Source organism: Streptosporangiales bacterium, from assembly GCA_009379955.1.
Taxonomy (GTDB): domain Bacteria; phylum Actinomycetota; class Actinomycetes; order Streptosporangiales; family WHST01; genus WHST01.
Map to the genome: position 1 here is coordinate 1 of WHST01000113.1, position 22,233 is coordinate 22,233.

Annotated in this window: 21 protein-coding genes and 1 pseudogene; 14 read left to right on the forward strand and 8 right to left on the reverse strand. The window is 71.2% G+C overall.

What is annotated here, in order from left to right; translation table 11 throughout:
- Positions 1-128 precede the first annotated feature (128 nt).
- The 4 genes from GEV10_25475 to GEV10_25490 all read right to left on the reverse strand — a co-directional run bounded on the left by GEV10_25475 (position 129) and on the right by GEV10_25490 (position 4,403).
- Positions 129-1,091: a methyltransferase domain-containing protein gene (locus GEV10_25475; GenBank protein ID MQA81783.1), complete on the reverse strand. Its 963-nt coding sequence runs from the start codon at positions 1,089-1,091 to the stop codon at positions 129-131.
- Between the two features lie 62 nt (positions 1,092-1,153).
- A complete protein-coding gene (locus GEV10_25480; protein ID MQA81784.1) occupies positions 1,154-2,614 on the reverse strand; it encodes a hypothetical protein in 1,461 nt (486 codons plus the stop codon).
- A 407-nt stretch (positions 2,615-3,021) separates the two neighbouring features.
- Positions 3,022-3,312 carry a hypothetical protein gene (locus GEV10_25485; GenBank protein MQA81785.1) on the reverse strand — a complete coding sequence of 97 codons (291 nt, stop codon included), beginning with the start codon at positions 3,310-3,312 and terminating at the stop codon, positions 3,022-3,024.
- Positions 3,309-4,403: a hypothetical protein gene (locus tag GEV10_25490; protein ID MQA81786.1), complete on the reverse strand. Its 1,095-nt coding sequence runs from the start codon at positions 4,401-4,403 to the stop codon at positions 3,309-3,311. Before GEV10_25490 ends, GEV10_25485 begins: the two co-directional genes overlap by 4 nt.
- Positions 4,404-4,519: 116 nt before the next feature.
- Here GEV10_25490 and GEV10_25495 point away from each other — a divergent pair, with 116 nt between their 5' ends.
- From GEV10_25495 to GEV10_25525, 7 genes are all read left to right on the forward strand, one after another.
- Entirely contained in the window at positions 4,520-5,572 is a 1,053-nt protein-coding gene (locus GEV10_25495) for a hypothetical protein (protein MQA81787.1), read from the forward strand.
- A 36-nt stretch (positions 5,573-5,608) separates the two neighbouring features.
- A complete protein-coding gene (locus GEV10_25500; GenBank protein MQA81788.1) occupies positions 5,609-5,875 on the forward strand; it encodes a hypothetical protein in 267 nt (88 codons plus the stop codon).
- A complete protein-coding gene (gene leuB, locus GEV10_25505; GenBank protein ID MQA81789.1) occupies positions 5,872-6,954 on the forward strand; it encodes a 3-isopropylmalate dehydrogenase in 1,083 nt (360 codons plus the stop codon). The genes GEV10_25500 and leuB overlap by 4 nt, the downstream gene beginning before the upstream one ends.
- Positions 6,955-7,117: 163 nt before the next feature.
- Entirely contained in the window at positions 7,118-8,266 is a 1,149-nt protein-coding gene (locus GEV10_25510; GenBank protein ID MQA81790.1) for an epoxyalkane--coenzyme M transferase, read from the forward strand.
- Between the two features lie 110 nt (positions 8,267-8,376).
- A complete protein-coding gene (locus tag GEV10_25515) occupies positions 8,377-9,258 on the forward strand; it encodes a DUF1989 domain-containing protein (protein MQA81791.1) in 882 nt (293 codons plus the stop codon).
- Between the two features lie 67 nt (positions 9,259-9,325).
- Complete coding sequence (locus tag GEV10_25520) at positions 9,326-9,937, forward strand: ATP-dependent Clp protease proteolytic subunit (protein ID MQA81792.1); 612 nt, start codon at positions 9,326-9,328, stop codon at positions 9,935-9,937.
- Between the two features lies 1 nt (position 9,938).
- Positions 9,939-10,544: an ATP-dependent Clp protease proteolytic subunit gene (locus tag GEV10_25525; protein MQA81793.1), complete on the forward strand. Its 606-nt coding sequence runs from the start codon at positions 9,939-9,941 to the stop codon at positions 10,542-10,544.
- An 11-nt stretch (positions 10,545-10,555) separates the two neighbouring features.
- On the opposite strand, the gene GEV10_25530 is transcribed toward GEV10_25525, so the two are convergent.
- Positions 10,556-10,906 carry a helix-turn-helix domain-containing protein gene (locus GEV10_25530; GenBank protein ID MQA81794.1) on the reverse strand — a complete coding sequence of 117 codons (351 nt, stop codon included), beginning with the start codon at positions 10,904-10,906 and terminating at the stop codon, positions 10,556-10,558.
- A gap of 62 nt (positions 10,907-10,968) precedes the next feature.
- Between GEV10_25530 and ggt the strand changes: the two genes are divergently transcribed.
- Together ggt and GEV10_25540 are read left to right on the forward strand one after the other, a co-directional pair.
- A complete protein-coding gene (ggt, locus tag GEV10_25535) occupies positions 10,969-12,756 on the forward strand; it encodes a gamma-glutamyltransferase (GenBank protein MQA81795.1) in 1,788 nt (595 codons plus the stop codon).
- 22 nt (positions 12,757-12,778) lie between these two features.
- Entirely contained in the window at positions 12,779-14,488 is a 1,710-nt protein-coding gene (locus tag GEV10_25540) for a serine hydrolase (protein ID MQA81796.1), read from the forward strand.
- A gap of 10 nt (positions 14,489-14,498) precedes the next feature.
- On the opposite strand, the pseudogene GEV10_25545 reads toward GEV10_25540, so the two are convergent.
- Positions 14,499-14,597, reverse strand: a pseudogene (locus GEV10_25545) (globin).
- A gap of 163 nt (positions 14,598-14,760) precedes the next feature.
- Here GEV10_25545 and GEV10_25550 point away from each other — a divergent pair.
- Positions 14,761-15,882 (forward strand): MFS transporter, encoded by a 1,122-nt coding sequence (locus tag GEV10_25550; protein ID MQA81797.1) that lies wholly within the window; start codon positions 14,761-14,763, stop codon positions 15,880-15,882.
- Here the strand turns inward: GEV10_25550 and GEV10_25555 are convergent.
- Positions 15,871-16,284, reverse strand: a complete 414-nt coding sequence (locus GEV10_25555; GenBank protein ID MQA81798.1) for a MarR family transcriptional regulator — start codon at positions 16,282-16,284, stop codon at positions 15,871-15,873. The two genes, GEV10_25550 and GEV10_25555, sit on opposite strands and share 12 nt — an antisense overlap.
- A 107-nt stretch (positions 16,285-16,391) precedes the next feature.
- Between GEV10_25555 and GEV10_25560 the strand changes: the two genes are divergently transcribed.
- From GEV10_25560 to GEV10_25575, 4 genes are all read left to right on the forward strand, one after another.
- Positions 16,392-18,275 carry a DNA primase gene (locus GEV10_25560; protein ID MQA81799.1) on the forward strand — a complete coding sequence of 628 codons (1,884 nt, stop codon included), beginning with the start codon at positions 16,392-16,394 and terminating at the stop codon, positions 18,273-18,275.
- A 384-nt stretch (positions 18,276-18,659) separates the two neighbouring features.
- The gene (gene rpoD / locus GEV10_25565) at positions 18,660-19,547 is read left to right on the forward strand and encodes an RNA polymerase sigma factor RpoD (protein MQA81800.1); all 888 of its coding nucleotides are present in this window, start codon (positions 18,660-18,662) and stop codon (positions 19,545-19,547) included.
- Between the two features lie 34 nt (positions 19,548-19,581).
- Positions 19,582-21,060, forward strand: a complete 1,479-nt coding sequence (locus GEV10_25570) for a hypothetical protein (protein MQA81801.1) — start codon at positions 19,582-19,584, stop codon at positions 21,058-21,060.
- Complete coding sequence (locus tag GEV10_25575; GenBank protein MQA81802.1) at positions 21,060-22,097, forward strand: alcohol dehydrogenase catalytic domain-containing protein; 1,038 nt, start codon at positions 21,060-21,062, stop codon at positions 22,095-22,097. The genes GEV10_25570 and GEV10_25575 overlap by 1 nt, the downstream gene beginning before the upstream one ends.
- 25 nt (positions 22,098-22,122) lie before the next feature.
- Here the strand turns inward: GEV10_25575 and GEV10_25580 are convergent.
- On the reverse strand, positions 22,123-22,233 hold a 111-nt coding region (locus GEV10_25580), incomplete at its 5' end, for an IS982 family transposase (GenBank protein MQA81803.1).

Consider the following 22,233-nt stretch of genomic DNA (forward strand, 5'->3'; position numbering starts at 1 on the left):
CCCCTCACCGTGCCGTGACCCGGTCGGGGTGCCCCTCACCGTGCCGTGACCCGGTCGGGGTGCCCCTCACCGTGCCGTGACCCGGTCGGGGTGCCCCTCACCGTGCCGTGACCCGGTCGGGGTGCCCCTCACGGGTTCGGTGACGCGAGCTCCTTGTTCGCCCACGGCCCCTCCGACGGCGCGTACATGTGCCGGCCGAAGTAGCCGGCGATCTCGGGGAGCAGGGAGGCGTCCCTGGTGAAGAAGACGTAGCGCTTGCGCTTGCCGCCGTAACCGGTCGCGACGAGCGGGAGCCGAAAGTCGATGTGGTGGCCGTTGGCGCGGGCGATGTGCACGAGGGCCTCGGGGGTGTAGTACGCGGTGTGGCCCTTGATGAAGACGTACCTCTGGTGCTCCAGGTCGCCGCCCTCGTAGATGTTGGTGGAGCAGACCAGCAGGCCGCTCTCGTCGACGAAGTCGAGCAGGCGGGGGAACTCCTCTGCGGGGTTGGGGAAGTGCTCGATGACCTCGCAGGCGATCACGACGGAGAACCTGCGTGACGGCGGCTCGTTGATGTCGACGAACTCGGCGTCGTCGCGCAGGTGCATCACGTCGCCGATGGCCACGTCGCGCACCCGAGGCAGTTCGGCGATGTGTCGGTTGTCGAGGCTGCGGCCCGCGCCGTAGACGAGGACGTCGAGGTCGTCGCGCTTCAGGATCTGCGCGGCCATCTTCGCCATGTGGAACTCGCGGCCCTGCCGCGTCTCGGTGCCGACTCGCGCTCGCATCGGGAACTTCTCCAGACCCTCGAGGTTGCGGTAGTCGCGGGTGTTGTCCGGGTTGCCGACGTGACCACAGCTGCGACAGATGCGGACGACGCAGACCCATGTCGGGTCCTTGACGAACCTGATCGTCCTGCGCCGCGGGCGGCCGGTGCCGCAGACCAGGCAGGTCTCGGTGGGGTCGCCGGCGTCCTCGGCCCGGTCGCGCAGGTGCTTACGGACGGCGGCGACGTACCGTTTCCTGGTGGACGGCCGGGCGAGGCCGACTGCCGCTCGCGCGGCTCGGCGTGCCTTGCCCTGCAGCGTGCCCCGGTCAGATGCCGCTGACATCCGCCGACGCTAACACGCGCCGCCCCTATTCTCGCCCCAGCTCTTGCCCGCGCGTGCGGCTATCAGACGTCGACGGCGGGCGTCGGGACCGGCGCCGGCCGGTCGGCGTCTCGACCGGATGCCAGGCTGATCGCGACGTAGACGACGAGCGAGACGGGGATGGCGATGACGGCGCCCGCACCCGGCGCGAACGGCGGGGCGTTGAGCCAGTACACGGCGAGCACGACGCCGACGAGCGAGCTGATGAGCGCGGCGCGGCCGGAGCCGCGGCGCCACAGCAGTCCGCCGTACAGCGGCACGAAGCAGGTCGAGCCCCAGATCACGAACAGGCTGAGCGTGGCGACCGCCAGCAGCGGCAGGTCGGCGAGCGAGAGTACGAACGCGACGGCCGCGGCGACGAGGACCGTGCACCTGGCGCCGTAGACCGAGACCCGTTCAGTACGGTCCGCGGCCGCGCCACGCCGTTGCATCAACGGCTTGATCACGTCGTTCGACACGATCGTGCTGATGGTCAGGATGTACGAGTCGCACGCGGCCGTGATGCCCGACAGCAGCGCGAAGATCATGATCCAGCCCATCCACGAGGGCGCGATCTCGCTGAAGAACAGGGGGAAGGCGGCGTCGCTGTTGGCGAGCTTCGGCAGCTGCGTCCTGGCGGACAGGCCGATGAGGTTGAGCGCGAGGTAGACCACGATGATCGCGAGCCCGGGCAGCCCGAGCGTCCATCCCGCCACGCGCGCACGCTTGCCGGACAGCGCCTGCGCGCCGAAGTCCGCGCGGCACGCGACGCCGGCCATCCAGCCCATGCTCGTGCCGAGCAGGATGCTCCAGGTGAGCGCGCCGTCGCTCGTCGCGGACAGCAGTGTGGGGTCGACGGCGCGTACGTCGTCGAGCAGTGCGCCGAAGCCGCCGGCCGTGGCGACGGCGATCCCCGCGCCGAGCAGCACGACCACCAGGATGACGACGGCCTGCACGCTGTTGATGAGCGAGGTCACGCGCATCCCGCCGAGTGCGACGTAGCCGATGAGCGCGACCAGGATGATCAGCTCGGAGAGCCAGACCGGGAGCCCCGCCACGCTGTTCAGCAGCACGCCCACGCCGACGAGGTTGAGCATCAGGTAGAGCGTGTAGATGGCGACGAAGACCATGCCGAACCACGCGCGCATCGAGTAGCTCTTGTACCGGGCGCCGACGAACTCCGGGATGCTGCTGACGTGCCACTGGTGCAGCTTCTTCGACACCAGCGCCAGCGGGAAGTGCCCGAGGATGGTGCCGAAGAAGAACGAGATCATCGCGAACCCGCTCGCGTAGCCGTACCCGGTGAAGCCGATGAGCGAGACGGCACTGAGGTACGTCGCGATGTTCATCAGCACCAGGCGTGGCGCGCCGAGCTGGCGGGACGCCACCGCGAAGTCGTGCGTGCTCTCCGAGCGGTGCCTGCGCGACAGCAGGAACCCGATCACGAGGAGGAGCACGAAGAAGACGAGTGCGCTGACCGTGTAGTAGGCGTTGACGTTTTCCACGCTGTCTTCTCCCTGTCAGCGGTCGGAGCGGGAGTCCCTGGTGACGTAGAGCGCGACGACGAGCGTCAGCACTCCGACGACGACGTTGACCACCAGCCAGGCCACGGTCTCCGGGGGCATGCCGTCTCACCTCCTACGGTGTCGTGTCACGGTCTTTCGTCCAGGCCGGCGATGCCGAGCAGGTTCATCACCTGCTCGACGATGTCCGGGACCCAGGCCCGCACCTCGGCCTCCTGTCGGCCGCCCAACGGGTGGGGGGCCTCCACGATGCGCAGCTGCGGAGTGCCCGCGGCAGCGACCAGGGTGTGGGCCATCTGCACGAACGGGGTCGTGCAGAACAGGACCACGGGTATGCCAGCCCGCTCGAACCGAGCGGCGTCGCGGCAGCTCCACGACGTGCAGGCGCCTCAGTCACCACTCCCGGTGAAGATGAGGTTGGCGGTCGCCGCGAGCCGTTCGCGCACGTCCTCGTCCATGCCTTCGGCCGCGCTGCCCTTGCGTTCGAACGTGAGGCGCATGCCGCCCGCCCGCTCGCTCACCGCGCGGGCGACGTCCTCCATCAGCAGCCGTGCGTTCGGCTTGGTGTTGTCCAGCACGGCGAGCACGCCGCCGGCGAGGTCGATCACCTCGGTCTTGACGTCGTCGCCGAGATCGGGCGGCCTGCCCAGTGGACTGAACACCTTGACGGTACGAGTCATCGATTCTCACCTCCGGGATCGGAGCGACCCTGGTCGACCGCGAGCGTCACGGATCGCGTGATGCCGAAACTGTGCAGCACGCTGGAGTGCTTGCCCGGCCCGCCCGTGACCACGATGCGGAAGCCGTCGGGCGAGTCCGCGTACGGGAGCTCGGCGTCGTCGTCGGTCTCCGCGTTCTTCCACGCCGGCCAGGACTGCATCCCCCACATGCCGCCGAGCTTGAAGTCGGCGAGGCGCATCCGCGCGTGCTCGTACAGCCACATCTGCACGTCGCGTGGTCCGAAGCCGGACGCGGCGATCGTGGCGGCGTGCTCGGGACCGAGCGCGACGAAGATCTCGCCGCCGCTGTAGTGCGCGTTGTTCGCGCCGAGCACCGTGACGGTCGATGCGATCACCGACAGGATGCCGACGGCGTCGGTGCTGACGTGGTCGTTGACGTTGTGCGGGTTCTCGCAAGCGACGACGGTGACCGCGCTGTCGGTGCTCGCGAGGCCCGGGTACGTCGTCGGGTAGGTCGGCCACGGGCTCTCGGCGGCGTTCTCGGCGATGCAGAAGCTGTACTTGCTCGGCTGCCCCTGGGTCGCCCGGTCGCGTGCCCCAGGACGCGCGCCGCCGATGTTCATCAGGCAGAGCCGGACCGCGCGGCCGACCGTCGCGTTCGCGCGGTTGCCGGGTCCGAACGTACCCGCTCCCGCATTGAAGCCGAGCTCGGTGACGGCCGGACCGTGCACGATGACGAGCGGAGCGCCCGGGTGGGTGGTGGCCTGCAGGCCGTTGAGGTTGAACGGCGCCTCGATCATCGCGCGCACGGCGGTGAGGACGATCGGGAAGACCTCGGGCGGACACCCGGCCATCGTGGCGTTGGCCGCGACCTTCGCCGGGGTCACGATGCCGTCGCCCGGAGGCATCAGGCCGAGCTCGTCGTCCGCGCCGGCGTCGACGCGCTCCAGCATCGCGGCGACCCTGTCGCTCGTCGGAGCGAGGGCGGGCAGCCCGTCTCCCCAGTCAGAACCCGGCTGCTGCGTCAGGAGTCCCGCATCGTCGACCGGAACGTCGATCCAGTCGTCGGTGGCGCCGAACGTCATCGTCATCGCGCATACCAGTTCGTATATACGAACATTTGGTCCTGTTTACGAAAACGAGGTTCACACGAACGGGGGACTGCGTCAATGCTTGCAGACAGAATTGACGGAGTCATGGAGCGCACATGAGTGAGCCCGCCGCACCTCTCGACCCCGCGGGACTACGCGTCGTCACCGCGGGTGGGTCGGCCGACGACGCCGTGACCAGGCTCGACCGGCACGGTCTCGGCGACGGCCTGCCGGTCGTCCCGCCGACGCGTCCGCGGGTGACGGCGATGCTGGCCGGACGCGCGCCCGACGAGCCGGTCACCGAGCTCGTCCCGCTGCCGTACGCGACCACGGTCGAGGACGTCGCCCTGTGCGCGGTGCTCGCGGGATGCGAACCGGGAGCGCTTCCGTACCTCGTGGCGGCGGTCCACGCCGTGGCCGCACCGGAGTTCAACCTGCTGGGCATCTCGACGACGACGGGCAACGCCGCCGTCGGCGTCGTCGTGCACGGCGACGGCCCGCCGCGGTACGGATTCGACACCGGCGCGAACTGCCTCGGCCCGTCGCGGGTCAACGCGGGCTTCGGTCGCGCCCTCGCGCTGGCGTGCCGGCTGCTCGGCGGCGCGGTGCCCGGCGTGCTGGACATGGCGACGCTCGGCCAGCCCGCGAAGCTCGCCCTGTGCCTGGCGGAGGGCGAGGTCCCGTCGGGATGGACCTCGTGGCATCGGTCCCGCGGTTGCGCATCCGGCTCGGAGGCCGTGACCGTCTTCGGCGCCGCGGGCCTGCTCGAGGTGGCCGACACCTGGAGCGACAGTGCGCGTGGCCTGCTCGAGTCGCTGGCGTCGGCCACGCCCCTGCCCGCCGCCGTCAGCGCGAGCGGCGAGCTCGTCGGTGGTGGCCAGCAGCTGTACGTCCTGCCACCTGAGTGGGTGGTGCGCCTGGTGGCGGAGGGCTGGACCCGGGAGTCCGTGGGCGCCTTCCTCTACGAGCACGCGGTGCTCGCCGTCGACCGGCTGCCTGCCGGCGCAGCGTCGCGGCTCACCGACCGGGCGAGGGAACGCGGCGTGCTGCGGTGCGCGGCGTCGCCGGACGACTTCCTCCTGGTGTGCACGGGCGGCACCGGCGTCAAGGCCGCGTACCTCCCGTCGTGGCCGGGGGGATCGCGGGCGGTCACCCGACCGGTCGTCTGATCACCGTTGCGTACGACGAAAGTGAGGAGGTGACCTGTGAAGCCCACCAACGACGAGCTCGACGACCTGCTCGCGCCGATGCGTGAGGCGCTCCGCGCCGACGGCGCGGACGTCCAGGTCGTCGACTGGGACGAGCACCGGCTGTCGATGCGGCTGGTGCTCGAGTCGGTCGACTGCGAGGAGTGCGTCCTCCCGCGCGAGAGCCTCGAGCAGACCATGCTGGCGATGCTGCGGCCCGGGTACGCCGGTCTGCGTGACGTGCGGCTGAGCGATCCGCGAGAGCCGGAGTCCGGGTCCGCGTGAGGTACGACATCGCCGTGCTCGGTGGCGACGGCGTCGGACCGTCGGTCGTCGCGCAGGCGGCCAAGGTCCTCGCCGCCGTCGAGGAACGGTGGCCGCACCGCTTCGTCCTCACCGAGCACGCGGTCGGGGCGGCGGCGCTGGCGGCCGATGGCACGAGCCTGCCGGCTGCGACGCTCGACGCGGCGCGCGCGTCCGCGGCGGTCCTGTTCGGTGCGGTCGGCGACCCGGCACTCGACCGGTCGGCGGGGGAGGAGAGCCCGACCGCGGCGTTGCTCAGGCTCCGGCGCGAACTGCGTCTCCACACCGGGATCCGGCCGGTGGCGTTGCCCGGCGAGCTGGCCGACCTGGCGTCGCTGCGGGTGGCGGAGGACAGGTCACCGATCGACCTCGTCATCGTCCGTGACCTGTCGGCCGGTCTCTTCCACGGCATCCCCCGCGGGCGGCGGTGGTCGCAGGCGGGCGTCGAGGAGGCGTTCGACACCATGAGCTACACGACGACGGCGATCGCGCGCACGGCATGCACCGCGTTCGAGATCGCGCGGCGGCGACGGGCGTCCGTCGTCTCCGTCGACCAGGCCAACGTGCTCGAGAGCTCGGCCCTGTGGCGCGAGGAGGTCACGAGGACCGCGGCGGAGTACCCGGACGTGCGCCTCGAGCACGTCCTCGTCGACAACTGCGCGAACGAGCTCGTCCGCCGGCCGGACCGTTACGACGTCATCCTCACCGACGGGCTCTTCGGCGGGATCCTGAGCGACGAGGCGGGCGCGGTCACGGGGTCGATCGGCATGCTCGCCTCGGCCAGCGTCGGCGACGGCCCGGGCATCTTCGAGCCCGTGCACGGCTCGGCGCCCCGGCACGCCGGCCGGGACGAGGTCAACCCGATCGGGACGATCCGCGCGCTGGCGATGCTCCTCGACCTGGCGCTGGGGCTGAGTGACGCGGCGCGGGCCGTGGAGGAGGCGGTCGTGCGTACCGTTGCCGCGGGCCACCGCACGTACGACATCGCGGCTCCCGGCGGCCGCGTCGTCGGCACCGACGCCATGGGCGACGCGATCGCGGCAGCCGTCGCCCGTCCCTGACACGGAGCGCGCGCCTCCCGTACCGATGGCTTCCGGTCCGCGGGTCGGCGCTGTTACGGTCAGCGCGTCCGGGTCCACGCCTGCCCGGTCGGCGTCCCTGCCGCCTCGTCACCGTTTGTCCGCATCGTCGCCGACCGGTGGGCACAGCACGAAGGAGTGCACCGTGCAGCGCAGCACCGATCGAATCCTCACGACCCACACCGGCAGCCTGCCTCGGCCCGACGAGCTCGAGGAGGCGATGCTCGAGACGCTCGCCGGCAGGAAGCACAGCGATCCCGACCGGGTCGCGGTCCTCGTGCGCGAGGCCACCGCGGGGGTGGTGCGGAAGCAGGCGGACGCCGGCATCGACATCGTGAACGACGGTGAGTACGGCAAGCCGTCGTACTCGACCTACGTGACCGACCGTTTGAACGGCTTCGGCGGCGAGTCCGACCCGCTCGTCATCTCCGACTTCACCGACTACCCGGGTTCCGAGCGGAGCCTCGCGAGCGATCCCGCGTACACGCAGATGGCGCGACCCGCATGCGTCGAGCCGGTCACCCGCAGGGACGACGCAGACGCGGCCGCGCAGACCGACATCGCACTGCTCAAGAGCGCACTCGAGGGCGTCGACGTGACAGGTGCGTTCATGACCGCGGTGTCACCCGCGACGATCAGCATGTTCATGCAGAACAAGTACTACCCCGACGTCGAGTCGTACCTCTCCGCGCTGGCCGACGCGATGAGGCCCGAGTACCAGGCCATCATCGACGCCGGCTTCGACCTCCAGATCGACGCGCCCGATCTCGGCTGCGGACACGTCCTCTACGCCGGAGCCGACCACGACGAGCTCAAGCGCAACCTCGCGCTGCACATCGAGATCCTCAACGCCGCGCTCGACGGCCTGCCATCGGACCGGATGCGTATGCACGTGTGCTGGGGCAACTACGAGGGGCCGCATCACTACGACATCGAGTTCAAGGAGATCGTCGACATCGTGCTGCGCGCCCGACTCGACGGCCTCGTCGTCGAGGGTGCCAACCCGCGGCACGAGCACGAGTGGCAGGTCTGGGAGGACGTACCGCTGCCGGACGGCAAGCTGCTCATGCCGGGCGTCATCGACTCGACCAACAACTACATCGAGCATCCGGAGCTGATCGCGCAGCGCCTGGTGCGGTACGCGAAGGTGGTCGGGCGGGAGAACGTCCTCGGCGCGAGTGACTGCGGGTTCGCGACCATGGTGGGCATGCGCGGCACCGCGCCGTCGGTCGCCTGGGGCAAGCTGGAGTCGCTGTCGGCCGGAGCGCGTCTCGCGACCGAGCAGCTCTGGTAGCAACGGTCCCCGCCGCCTTTACCCGTGAACGGCACCCTCACCGTGCTCTGACACGGTGAGGGTGCCCCTCACGGGTTCGCCGTGACGACCGCCAGGACGAAGGAGACCACGTGGGCCACCCACCAGCCGCGTACCAGGCCAAGGCCGGCAGCATCCTCGACGTCGACACCGCGTTCTACGACGCGCTCGCCGGTGACGTGGCCGGGCGGGAGCTCGTCGAGCGGTTCGTCCTCCCGATCCGCTCCGGCCGGGCATGGGAGGTGCCGGCGGGACACCTGTGCCGGGTGCTCACGCCCGAGGGCCCGCAGGTCGGCGACTTCAACGTGTGGAACAGGCACAACCCGCGCGAACGGCTGTGGGCCGCGCGCACCCGGCAGCTCCAGAGCGCGCACGTCACCCGGTACGACCGGTTGTGGTCGAACCTGCCGTACCTGCGTCCGCTGCTGACCGTCACGAACGACACCCTGGAGTCCTACGGCGAGGACGAGGACGGCGGTCGCGTCCACGACCTGCTCGGCACACGGTGCGACCCGTACGTCAACCGCATGCTCAGCGGTGAGGACTTCGATTTCCACTGCCACTCGAACCTCACCAGAGCCGTGCTGCCGTACGGGCTGACCGAGCTCGACGTGCACGACGTCCTCAACATCTTCCAGTGCACCGGTCTCAACGACGAGGACCGCTACTACATGAAGCCGTGCCCGGCGCAGCCGGGCGACTTCTTCGAGTTCTTCGCGGAGCTCGACCTGCTGTGCGCGCTGTCGACGTGCCCGGGCGGCGACCTCTCCGTCCCGCTGTGGGGACCTGACGCACGCGATCCGATCGACGTGTGCCGGCCGCTGGCCGTCGAGGTCTACCGGCCCGACGTCGAGCGCCTCCGCGGGTGGACCTCACCGCCGACCGCGGCGTACGGGGGACTGCACGGTATCGCGATGCCGGCCTGGTCGGAGCGCTCTGCCGACAGCGAATCTGCCGTGGGCCGAGAACCCTGACGTAGCAAGGCCATCGGGCCGACAGTGGAGACCACGACGACCGTCGTGCACACCACGAGGAGGCCCGATGACCGAGGACGACAGCACACCGTCGACGAGATTCGACGATCACCTGGCCGCGCAGCTGCTCACCCAGCGGATCGTCTTCCTCGGTACGCAGGTGGACGAGGTCTCCGCCCACCGCGTCTGCGCGCAGCTGCTCCTGCTGTCGGCGGAGGACCCGCGTACCGACATCAGCCTGTACGTCAACAGCCCAGGCGGATCGGTGACGGCGGGGCTCGCGATCTACGACACCATGCGCCTGATTCCCAACGACGTGTCGACGCTCGCCATGGGGCTCGCCGCGAGCATGGGGCAGTTCCTCGTGACCGTCGGCACGGCAGGGAAGCGCAACGCGCTACCGAACGCGCGCATCATGATGCACCAGCCGTGGTCCGGCATCGGTGGGACCGCCGCGGACATCGCGATCCAGGCCGAGAACCTCGAGTTCACCAAGACGGCGATCGAGCGCATCACCGCCGAGCACACCGGCCAGACCGAGGAGACGATCTCGCGCGACGGCGATCGGGACCGGTTCTTCACGGCGGAGCAGGCGAAGGAGTACGGCATGGTCGACCGCGTGCTCGAGACGCTCGACGACGTGCGTCCCGGCGGGCCGCCGCGACGGATCGGACTCTGACATGAGCCAGTACACGATCCCGACCGTCGTCGAGCGCACCCCGCAGGGCGAGCGGGCGTTCGACGTCTACAGCCGGCTGCTGTCGGAGCGCATCATCTTCCTCGGCACCGAGATCGACGACGGCGTCGCGAACGTCGTCATCGCGCAGCTGCTCCATCTCGAGTCGTCGAGCTCCGACCGGGAGATCGCCGTCTACATCAACTCGCCGGGTGGCTCGGTCACGTCGCTCATGGCGATCTACGACACGATGACGTTCGTCAACGCACCGATCTCGACGTTCTGCGTCGGGCAGGCGGCCTCGACCGCGGCCGTGCTGCTGGCCGGGGGAGACCCGGGGCGGCGGCTCGTGCTCGAGCACTCCCGGGTGCTCCTCGGTCAGCCCGCGAGCGGCGGCACGCAGGGGACGGTGTCGGACCTCAGCCTGCAGGCCAAGGAGATGCTCAGGATCCGCGAGCAGGTCGAGGAGGTGCTCGCCAGGCACACGCACCACGACGTCGCGACGCTGCGCGCGGACATGGACCGCGACAAGATCTTCACCGCGCGCGAGGCCGTGGCCTACGGGCTCGCCGACAAGGTGCTCAGCCGGCGGAACGCGGCCGCCGCCTGACGTGCGGACGCTCAGGCGGCGAGGCTCAACCGGGCCTGGGTGTGCTGCTGGGCCGGCTGCGCGCGCTCGACGCGGACGAGCTCGCGGTGGGTCAGGGCGAGGAGGTCGGCGAGCCTCAGCCCGAGGGCGTGCGCCGCGGCCTGGAGCACCTCGGACGAGGCCTCCTTGCGGCCACGCTCGAGCTCGGAGAGGTAGGGCATCGAGATCCTGGCCTCCTCGGCGACGTCCTTGAGCGTGCGCTCCTGCGCGAGGCGCTCGCGGCGGAGGACGTCGCCGACGACGTCCCGCCAGAGCGGTTCTCTGCTCGCCGGAGCCGGACGCAGGGGGATGACGCGGGCGTCGTCGGGCGCGTGATCGGTCACCGTCTCAGGGTAGGAGAGTCGACGCTCCGCGGGGAGCGGGCGGCGTTCTGCCCTCAGCGAATATGATCACCGGGGACCTGATCGAGGAGATGTGGGTGGCACTGGTGAGCCCGACGCCGTTCGGCACTCCCACGGCGCGGGTCCCCGAACCGGCCGCGGGGATCGACGCGGTGCGCGGTGACCGGTCCACCGGCTGGACGTCGCAGACCCGTTCCGAGGTCCTGGCCAGGAACGGCATGGTCGCGACCAGTCAGCCGTCGGCGGCGCAGGCGGGCCTGCGGGTGCTGCAGGACGGCGGCAACTCCGTCGACGCCGCAGTCGCCACCGCGGCGGTGCTCGGGGTCGTGGAGCCGTACAGCGCAGGTCTCGGCGGCGACGCGTTCGTCCTCCACTACTCGGCGAAGAGCCGCGAGCTGTACGGGCTCAACGCGAGCGGGTGGGCGCCGAAGGCGTGGACGCCGCGGTACTTCGCCGACCGCGGGCACACGGCCGCGACCGGGATGCCGCCGCACGGTCCCGACAGCGTCACCGTGCCCGGCGTCGTCGATGGCTGGTGCCGGTTGCTCGACAGGTTCGGCAGCAGGAGCCTCGCGTCGGTGCTGGTGCCGGCGATCGCCTACGCCGAGGACGGCTTCCCCGTCACCGAACGGATCCGTCACGACTGGGCCGCCGAGGAGGGCCTGCTCCGGCGCGACGCCGACTCCGCGAGCACGTACCTCGTCGACGGCGGCGCACCGGCTCTGTACTCGGTCTTCCGCAACCCGTCGCTGGCGCGGGCGTACCGCACACTCGCGCGGGACGGCCGCGACGCGTTCTACACCGGCGACGTCGCCCGCGCCGTCGTCGACAAGGTCTCCTTGCTCGGCGGGTCGATGACCGCGGCCGACCTCGCGGAGTTCCGCTCCGAGTGGGTCGACCCCGTGCACGTCGACTACCGCGGCTACGACGTGCACCAGATCCCGCCCAACGCCCAGGGGTTCGCCACGCTGGTCATGCTGAACGTCCTGGAGCAGGTCGACGCCGTGCACGGGACGAGCCTGCGCGGGCTCGGGCCGCGTTCGCCACTGTTCTGGCATCTGCTCGTCGAGGCCAAGAAGCTCGCGTACGACGAGCTGCACCGGCACAACGGCGATCCGCGCTTCGTCGACGTGCCGCTCGACCGCCTGCTCTCCAAGGCGTACGCGAAGGAGCTGTGCCGGAGGATCGACCTCCACCGTGCGACGCCGCCGAAGGAGCGCGGCGCCGTCGGCGGCGGCACCGTCTACCTCACCACCGCCGACCGGTGGGGCAACATGACCTCGTTCATCTACAGCGTCTTCCAGGCCTTCGGTTCCGCCATCACCGTGCCCGGATACGGGTTCCCGCTGCACAACCGAGGCGCGCTGTTCGACCTCGACACCGACTCGCCGAACATCGTCGCCGGCCGCAAGAGACCGTTCCACACCATCATCCCCGCGTTCGTCACCAGGGACGGCCGACCCGTCCTGTCCTTCGGCAACATGGGTGGGGCGGCGCAGCCGCAGGCGCAGGCCACCGAGCTGGTCAACATGATCGACCTCGGCATGAACCTCCAGGCCGCCGTCGACGCCGCGCGTTTCAACCACCGTCAGGACGACGACACCCTCCAGCTCGAGCCCGCGCTCCGCGAGGTCGTGGGACCGCGAATGGCGGACATGGGACACCACCTGATCGACGCCTCCATCGAGAGCATGGGCGGATATCAGGCCATCCACTTCACGCCGGAGACCCCTGGCGACTGGCCTGGCAGCGTCGGGCGCGACGGTCCGGTCAACGGCGTGTACCGCGCGGCGTCGGACCACAGGAAGGACGGCGCGGCCGTCGGTTGGTGACAGGTTCGAGAGAGGTGTGCGTGTGGACGGTTTGTCGAGGCGCGGCGGTCGCGGGAGCCTGCGCGCAGCGTTGCTCACGTTGGTCCTGGCGAGCGGCCTGCTGGTCGGTGGTCCGTCGGTGGCCTCGGCGGCCACGCCTCCTGGGGGTGAGGTGTCGCCCGCGCCTATCACCACGCAGGATCTGCGGTCCGGCGCTGCTCCGTCCGGGCTCACCGTCAACTCCAGGTTCGCGCCGCCGGAGGGGGCACGCGCGGCGCGGCGACCGTTCGTCGGCACGCTACGCCTCGACGGCGCGCCGATGACGATGCTGACCGATGCGCCGGGGGGAGTGACGGATCCCGTCCTCGGCAAGGACACGACGTACTTCCCCGACGTGTCGCTGTCGTTCTTCACCTACCGGGACCAGTTGGTGCCCACCACGCAAGGCGTGGTGCGCAACGGGATTCTGCCCGGCACCCATAGCTTCTGGGACGTCGTCGTCCAGCCGGGTCGCGTGTGGGCCGATCCCGGCGGCCACGGCTGGAACCGGGCGTCGTTCCCGTTCGCGCTCGTCAACTCCCTCGAGAACGAGACCCACACGGGCATCGCCGTGTTCCTCTACCGCGGGAGCACAGTGTCGCCGGTGCGGTTCCAGGTCGTCCAGCAGACCTCGCCATGGTACGTACCGGAGTTCTTCAGCGCGTGGGGTGTGAGCGGCGCCGAGTACGAGCCCGGCGGGATCAGCGGGCTCGGCGCGCGCAAGCTGGCCCACGCGCGCGAACGGGCGCACCTGCTGCCGGTGCGGCCGCTGTCCGAGCGGCCGGACGACGTCCCGGCGCCGGAGGAGAGCCCCGACACCTACGTCTCGGCCGTCGTCGACGACGGTGTGCTGTACCGGAGCGAGTGCCGTACGGCGGCGGGCCCGTTCCCGTACTGCGACGGGATGCGGCACGGCATGTGGTCGGTGACCAAGTCGGCCATGATGAACGTCGCGATGTTGCGGCTGGCGGAGAAGTACGGCGCGGGGCTGCTGCGTGAGCCGATCGCCAGGTACGTGCCGGGGGCGCGGCGGCCCGACTGGCGCGACGTGACGTTCCTCGACATGGCGAACATGTCCTCGGGTCACGGGGAGTCCGGTGACGAGGGCAGTCCGGACTACAACCGCTGGTATGAGGCGCTGCCCGAGCGCCCGAAGACCGCGCAGGCCTTCGCGGAGGATCCGCGCACGGGAGAGCCCGGTACGCAGTTCCACTACCGTGACGAGACCGCGTACCTGCTCGGCGTGGCATTGCAGGCCTATCTCGAGCGCAGGGAGGGTCCGCGCGCCTCGATCTGGACGATGCTCGAGCGCGAGGTGTACCGCCCGATCGGGATCTTCCACGCACCGACCAACAGCACCGTGGAACGCGACGGGTCACGGGGCCACCCGCTGCTGGCGTTCGGGTACTACGCCACACTCGACGACCTGGCGAAGATCGCGATGCTCTACCAGAACCACGGCGCCCGGAAGGGCAGGCAGATCCTCCACCGCGGACTGGTCGACGGCTTGCTGCCCACGACGACGCCCCCGCCGGCGGATCGCTCGCCGTCGTCCGAGTACTACCTGAACTGGTGGTTCACGACGTCCGGTGAGTGGTGGTTGCCGAGCATGGAGGGCTACGGCGGCAACACCGTCACCCTGCTGCCGCGAGACCAGGCGACGATCGCGATCGGCAACGAGGACTCCGGCGGATGCGTGGGCTGCGGCGGGTGAGCGGCGGGCGTCACCAGCTCCAGCGGGGGACCTCCTGGCACGGGTGCAGGTCGTCGTCGGTGGTCGCGTGGGAGTTCTGTGCGGCGATCTGGGTGCCGAACTCCAGGTAGCCGCGGAACGCCTCCCGGAGCGGAGAGGTGGCCGTTGCGTTTCGGACCTCCTCCGACTCGTGAGGGGCACCCTCACCGTGCTCTGACGCGGTGAGGGTGCCCCTCACGGGTAGCCGCGGCCAGGCGTGGGGAGCCGAGACGGCGGTCTGGTAGGAACGGGTGATGGTTGCCGCTGCGGGGTCTCGTCGGCGGTTGGGCGACTGCCCCGGGTACTGGCGGGCGTGGACGGCGTGGACCGTCTCCGAGTTCGGCACGTATGTCACCACGCTCGCGATCCAGGTCCTCGTGGTGCTCACGCTGCACGGTGGTGCCGCCGAGGTGGGGCTGGTCAACGCCGCGCGGTGGGTGCCGTATCTCGTGTTCGGGGTGGTCGCCGGCGTGCTGATCGACCGCGTACGCAGGCGGCCGGTGCTCGTGGTCAGCGATCTCGGGCGCGGGGCGCTGCTGCTCGCGGTGCCGGTGCTCGCGTTCGTGCATCGGCTGGAGCTGGTCTGGCTGCTGGTGGTGATGGCGGTCTTCGGGGCGATGTCGCTGCTGGGCGACGCGGCGGCGCAGGCGTTCGTGCCCCGGTTGGTGCCACCGAGTCTGCTGACGTCGGCGCACGCGCGGCTGGATCAGAGTGCGGCCGTCGCGCAGACGTCCGGTCCTGCCCTGGCCGGTGGTCTTGTCTCGCTGGTGGGCGCGCCCCTGGCGGTGCTGGTCGACGCGGTGAGCTATCTGGTCTCCGGTCTGCTCCTGTGGCGGGTACGCGTGGAGGAGTCGGCGCCGCGTCGGGTGTCGCTGCGCGGCGTTCCCGGCGAGGCGGTGGAAGGGCTTGCCTGGGTGTACCGGCACGCAACGCTTCGGCCGTGTGGGGAACGGGATGCCGAGACCGCGCGACTCCTCCTCGTTCCAGCCCGCGCCGATGCCGAGCCACGCACGACCGCGGGAGAGGACGTCGAGCGTCGTCACGGCCTTCAGCAGGACGCCGGGATGGCGGTAGTGGACGCCGGTCACGAGCGTGCCGAGCTCCAGCCGCTCGGTGCGCGCCGCGGCCCAGGCCAGGGTCGCGTAGGCCTCGAGCATCGGCTGCTCGGGCGGACCGAACACCGGGATCTGGAAGAAGTGGTCCATGGGCCACAGGCTGTGGATGCCGGCGTCCTCAGCGCCGGCGACGACGCGCTCCATCAGCGGGGCGATGCCCGGGGAGCCGTCACTGGTGGTGAACTCGCATACGTGCAGGCCGATCTGCATGCTTCTCCTGTGCTACTGGGTGATCGTGTGGCACGCAGCTTAGCCGGCTAAGTCGCCGACTGTGAGCCGGCGGAGCAGATCGGCGAGCTCGGTCCGCTGGACGTCGCTCAGGCCGCGCGTGACCGCCCGGTCGGCCTGGCGCCACGCGCGCTCGACCGGCCGGCGCAGCGCCCGGCCCTCGTCGGTGAGGAACACCCGCCGCTGGCGGCGGCCGGGCTCGCGCCTGACGAACCCCGTTCGTTCGAGCCGCTGGACGGCCTTGGTGACGGTCGGCGCCTCGACGCCGAGCCGCGCCACCAGCTCCGCCTGGGTGAGGCCGTCCTCGCGCCACAGCTGGGACAGCAGGAACTCCTGACCAGGGTGCAGCCCGTGCTCGGTCAGCACCGGACCGATCACCGGGCGGGTGCGCTTCATGAGCTTGAGCACGTGGTAGCTGAGCGTGTCCTCGATCACGCAGGTGACGTTACCGCCGCCCGGGGTCGAGCACGGCAGGGAAGCGCGCCGGCCGGGGCTGTGACCGCTCGGCGCGTCCCGTCCGGCCCGCCGCGTAGACTCCGAGCGTGGCTGGGCGGATACGGGACGAGGACATCGCGGTCGTACGTGAGCGCTCTCCCATCGACGAGGTCATTCGCGAGCATGTCGCCCTGCGGGGTGCGGGCAGCGGGTCGCTGAAGGGCGTGTGTCCCTTCCACGACGAGAAGACCCCGTCGTTCCACGTCAGCCCGGCACGCGGCGTCTTCTTCTGCTTCGGCTGCCAAGAGGGCGGCGACGTCATCACGTTCATCCGCAAGATCGAGCATCTCGAGTTCGCGGAGGCGGTGGAGCGTCTCGCCAGGCGCGCGGGGATCGAGCTGCGGTACGAGCAGGGCGGCGCGGCGCCGAACCGCGACCACGGCCGCCGCACGAGGCTCGTGGAGGCGCACGCGGCGGCGGCGGAGTTCTACGCCGAGCAGATGGCCGGCGCCGAGGCCGCGCCGGCGCGCGCGTTCCTGTCCGACCGGGGCTTCGAGAAGGACGCGGCCGAGCGGTTCGGCGTCGGCTATGCGCCCCGCTCGTGGGACGCGCTCGTCGCCCACCTGCGCGGCCGAAAGTTCACCGACGACGAGCTCGTCACCGGCGGCCTCGCCAGGCACGGGCAGCGCGGGCTCATCGACCGTTTCGTCGGACGCCTGCTGTGGCCGGTCCGCGACATGGCCGGCGACGTCGTCGGGTTCGGCGCGCGCCGCATCCACGACGACGACCGGATCGAGGCGAAGTACCTCAACACGCCCGAGACGCCGATCTACAAGAAGTCGCAGCTGCTGTACGGCGTCGACCTCGCCAAGCGCGACATCGCCAAGGAGCAGCGCGCCGTCCTCGTCGAGGGCTACACCGACGTCATGGCGTGCCACCTGTCCGGGGTGCCGACGGCGGTGGCGACCTGCGGCACGTCGTTCGGCGGCGACCACATCAAGGTGCTCCGCCGGCTGCTGATGGACTCCGACGCCTACCGCGGCGAGGTGATCTTCACCTTCGACGGCGACGAGGCGGGACGCAAGGCCGCGCTGCGCGCGTTCGAGCTCGACGAGCAGTTCACCACGCAGACCTTCGTGGCCGTTCAGCAGGACGGCCTCGACCCGTGCGACCTGCGGCTCAAGCAGGGCGACGCGGCGGTGCGCGATCTGGTCGCGCGGCGCGTGCCGCTGTTCGAGTTCGCGATCCGCAGCGTCGTCGACAGGCACGACCTGGCGACCGACGAGGGGCGCCTGCACGCGCTCGACGAGGCGGCGCCGATCGTCGCCCGCATCCGCGACACGGGACTGCGGCAGCGCTACGCGATCAACCTCGACCGGTGGCTCGGCCTGCTCGACGAGAAGTTCGTGCTCAACCGCGTCATCGAGGCGGCCGGGCGGCCCCGCGGCGGCCGGCAGCAGCGTCCGTCCGGCGAGCAGCCCACCGGTGACCACCGGGGCGACGGCCTGCCGGACCCGCACGACCCCGCACTCCACGTCCAGCGGCAGGCGTTGCGGCTCGCCGTCCAGCGTCCCGCGCTCGCCGGTCCGGTGTTCGACGAGATGCCGCACGCGGGCTTCACCCATCCGGTCTACCTCGCGGTACGCGAGGCCATCGCGCTCGTGGGCGGGGTCGCCTCGACCACGGGGGGCAGCGAGTGGGTGCAGCGACTGACCGAGGCCGCCACCGACGGCCGGGCCACGACCCTCGTGGCGCAGCTCGCCGTCGAGCCGCTGGAGACCGGCCGCGACGAGCCCGACGACAGGTACGTCCGCGCCGTCCTCACCCGGCTGGAGGAGATCGCGGTGACGCGTGAGGTCACCGCCGTGAAGGGAACGCTGCAACGGATCAACCCGGTCGAACGGCCGGAGGAGTACAACCGGATGTTCGGCGAGCTCGTCGGCCTCGAACGCCGGCGGGCGGCGCTGCGCGACACACTGAGCGGACTGTGACGCTAGGAGCACCTATGGTGAGTTTCGTGCGAACTCCGTCCACGCGCAGGCCGGCGCCTTGTCAGACTTAGTGTCGTGAGTCAAAGCACGGTGGGCCGCGTCCTCACCGATCGTCCGTCCGGCGCGGACGGCGACGGTGGGACGGACACGAACGGCACCGCCCCGACCGGGGCCGAGCCGGAGCTCGCCGACACCCTCGACGCCGAGCCCAGCGCCGAGGATCTCGCCGAGGCGGCGGGTCTCGAGGCCGACGCCGACGTCGAGGCAGAGGCAGAGGTCGAGGTCGAGGGCGAGCAACCCGCCGCCGGGGCCGAGGCCGCCGACGACGACGAGGACCACCGGCCGCAGTCCACGGCCATCGGCGTCAGCGCCGACCCCGTCCGCATGTACCTCAAGGAGATCGGCCGGGTCCGCCTGCTCACCGCCGCACAGGAGGTCGACCTCGCCACCAGGATCGAGGTCGGCCTGTTCGCCGAGTACAAGATGGCGACGCTCGACGGCCTCACCGCGACCCAGCGCCGCGACTTCGAGTCGCTCACCGCCGACGGCCTGGTGGCCAAGAACCACCTGATGGAGGCCAACCTCCGCCTCGTGGTGTCGATCGCCAAGCGCTACGTCGGGCGCGGTCTGCTGTTCCTCGACCTCATCCAGGAGGGCAACCTCGGCCTCGTCCGCGCGGTCGAGAAGTTCGACTACGTCCGCGGCTTCAAGTTCTCGACCTACGCCACCTGGTGGATCAGGCAGGCCATCACGCGCGCCGTCGCCGACCAGGCCCGCACCATCCGCATCCCGGTGCACATGGTCGAGGTCATCAACAAGCTCGAGCGAGTCCAGCGCCAGCTCGTGCAGGACCTCGGGCGCGACCCGCTGCCCGAGGAGGTCGCCGGGCAGATGGGCCTCACCGTCGACCGGGTCGTCGAGCTGCGCCGGATGGCGCAGGACCCCCTCTCCCTGCACACCCCGATCGGCGACGAGGACGACTCCGCGCTCGGCGACTTCATCGAGGACACCGACGCCGTGGTCCCCGCCGAGGCGGCGGCGTTCATGCTGCTCCAGGACCAGCTCGAGACCCTGCTGCAGGGGCTCAGCGAACGTGAGGCCGCGGTGATCAGGCTCCGCTACGGCCTGACCGACGGCCACACGCACACGCTCGAGGAGGTCGGCCGCGCGTTCGGCGTCACCCGGGAGCGGATCCGCCAGATCGAGTCGAAGTCGCTCGCCAAGCTGCGGCACCCCAGCCGTGCCGACCAGCTCCGCGACTACCTTGCTTAGCCACCCTTTCGGTCGGCACCGGTAGGTTCTGCACGTGCGACGGACGACGTTGGTGGCGCTGCTCGCCGTCGGGGCGATCGTCGTCGGTGGCGGCGGCTTCGTCATCGGCTCCCAGCTGATGCCACCGGGAGGCGGCGAACCGCGGCGGACCGCCTCGCCCACCGCATCGCCGTCCCCGAGCGAGCGGGCGACCGTCCCGCCACTGGCGAAGGCGTGGGCCGACCGCCCGAGCGTCGACCTGCGCTACGACATCGCACGCGACCACGAGTCGGCGAAGGGCGTCGCGACGGCGTCGTTCACCCCCGACAAGCGGGTGTGCGACGCGCTGATCTTCCGTTCCTGGCCGAACAAGCCGGAGATCGCCGACCACGGCGGGTCGATGACCGTGCACCGCGCCACGGTCGACGGACGGAAGGTGACGCCGGCGTACGAGCGCAAGGGCGCGCCGGCGGCGACGCAGGGCACGCTCCTCCGGCTCCCGCTGCGCGACTGCGTGGCCGCGGGGTCGACGGTCGAGGCGCGGATCTCGTTCACCGTGGAGATGGCCAGGCGGAGCGGCGAGCGCGTCGGCACGAACGGCACCGGCGAGATGTGGCTCGCGTCGGCGTACCCGGTGCTGGCGTGGGAGCGCGGTCACGGGTGGATGACCCAGCCCGCGGTCGACGTGTTCGGCGAGATGGACGGCACCGAGGAGTTCCGGCTGGAGCTCGACGTCGTCGCGCCCCGCGGTGACACCGTCCTCGGCATGGGACGTCCGCTCGGCACGTCGAACGGCCCGCGCGAGGGGACGACGCGGCACCGGTTCGCCGCCGACCCGGTGCGCAACGTCGCGGTCGGGATCGGCGGCTACCGCGTCACGACGCGCGAGATCGCCGGCGTACGGACCCGCGTCGGGGTCAGCGACGACGGGTCGCTCGCGACGGCGAACGACTGGCTCGACAAGATCGAGCTTGAGCTCGGCAGGCTCGAGGGACGGTTCGGGCGCTTCCCGTACCGCGACCTGTGGGTGACGGTGATCCCCGATACGACGGGGATCGAGTTCCCCGGCGCGATCTTCTACGGCGACTACTCCGCGCAGGAGGTGCGCGGCGGCGACCTCGTCGCGCACGAGCTCGCGCACATGTGGTTCTACGGGCTGGTGGGCAACGACCAGGGCCGCGACCCGTGGCTCGACGAGTCGTTCGCGACCTACGCCCAGGCACTCGCCGACGACCAGGCGTTCCTGTACCGGCAGCCGATGGACGTCCCGAGCTTCGCGGCCAACCGCGTCGGCGAGCCGATGACGTACTGGGAGCGGAACCCGGACACCTACGGCGCCGGCGTCTACCGCCAGGGTGCGCAGATGCTGTTCGAGGCGCGACAGCGGGCGGGGGAGCAGCGGTGGGACGCGGCGATGCGCGCGTACCTCGCCGACAACGCGCACCGCATCGTGCGTCCCGAGGACTTCGTCGACGCCGTCGACCACCTGCCGGGCGCGGTCGAGACGCTCCGCAGGTACGGAGCCGTGGAGTAGTGCGCGCGGTCGTCTACGAGGAGTTCGGCGGCCCGCTGGAGATCCGCGATGTCGCCGAGCCGGCGCCGGCGCCGGACGGCGCGGTGATCAGGGTCGAGGCGACCGGACTGTGCCGCAGCGACTGGCACGGCTGGCGGGGGCACGACGCCGACGTCCGCGTCCCGCACGTGCCGGGTCACGAGTTCGCCGGCGTCGTCGAGTCCGTGGGTGAGCGCGTACGGGGCTGGGCGGCCGGCGCGCGGGTGACGGTGCCGTTCGTGTGCGCGTGCGGCCGGTGCCCGGAGTGCCTGCGCGGCGACCAGCAGGTCTGTGCCGCGCAGACGCAGCCGGGCTTCACCCACTGGGGGTCGTTCGCCGAGCTCGTGCGCGTCGAGCACGCCGACGTCAACCTGGTGGCGCTGCCCGACGACCTGCCGGCGGTGACGGCGGCGAGTCTGGGCTGCCGGTTCGCCACGGCCTGGCGTGCGGTGACGAGCCAGGGCCGGGTCGCGCCGGGGGAGTGGCTGGCGGTGCACGGCTGTGGCGGCGTCGGCCTGTCCGCCGTGCTCGTCGCGGTTGCCGCGGGCGCCCGGGTGGTGGCGGTCGACGTGTCGGAGGCCGCGCTCGCCCTCGCGGTCGAGCTGGGCGCCGAGGCCCGCGTCGACGCGACCGCTACGGATCCGGTCGCGGCGATCCGCGAGATCACCGGTGGTGGCGCCCAGGTGTCCCTCGACGCGCTCGGGTCGTCGCCGACGCTGGCGGCGTCCGTGAGCTGCCTCGCGACCCGCGGCCGGCACGTCCAGGTCGGCCTGCTCCCGCGCGGCGTCGTCCGCGCCGAGGTGCCGATGGACCTGGTGATCGCCCGCGAGCTCGAGCTACGCGGCAGTCACGGCATGCCCGCGCACGCGTACCCGGAGATGCTGGCCCTGGTCGGCACGGGCCGCCTGCGCGCGGACGCTCTCGTCCGGCGCCGGATCTCGCTGGAGGAGGCGTGTGCGGCCCTGCCCGCCATGGACACCGCGCACTCGCACGGCATCACGGTCGTCGACCGGCTCTAGATGAATGATTCCGTGAAGCTGCTGGTCAGTGGTCGTAGGCGGTGAGTGATCGTTTGCTGGTGACGCCGGTGGTCCAGTTGTGCCAGATCCCGGCGGCCATGGCCAGCAGGCGTTGGGCGACTCGGGTGAATACCCC

Coding starts and splice junctions, on each gene's coding strand:
- GEV10_25475 (MQA81783.1), bottom strand. CDS start 1,091: ATGTCAGCGGCATCTGACCGGGGCACGCTGCAGGGCAAGGCACGCCGA.
- GEV10_25520 (MQA81792.1), top strand. CDS start 9,326: ATGACCGAGGACGACAGCACACCGTCGACGAGATTCGACGATCACCTG.
- GEV10_25485 (MQA81785.1), bottom strand. CDS start 3,312: ATGACTCGTACCGTCAAGGTGTTCAGTCCACTGGGCAGGCCGCCCGAT.
- GEV10_25490 (MQA81786.1), bottom strand. CDS start 4,403: ATGACGATGACGTTCGGCGCCACCGACGACTGGATCGACGTTCCGGTC.
- ggt (MQA81795.1), top strand. CDS start 10,969: ATGATCACCGGGGACCTGATCGAGGAGATGTGGGTGGCACTGGTGAGC.
- GEV10_25495 (MQA81787.1), top strand. CDS start 4,520: ATGAGTGAGCCCGCCGCACCTCTCGACCCCGCGGGACTACGCGTCGTC.
- GEV10_25525 (MQA81793.1), top strand. CDS start 9,939: ATGAGCCAGTACACGATCCCGACCGTCGTCGAGCGCACCCCGCAGGGC.
- GEV10_25550 (MQA81797.1), top strand. CDS start 14,761: ATGGTTGCCGCTGCGGGGTCTCGTCGGCGGTTGGGCGACTGCCCCGGG.
- rpoD (MQA81800.1), top strand. CDS start 18,660: ATGTACCTCAAGGAGATCGGCCGGGTCCGCCTGCTCACCGCCGCACAG.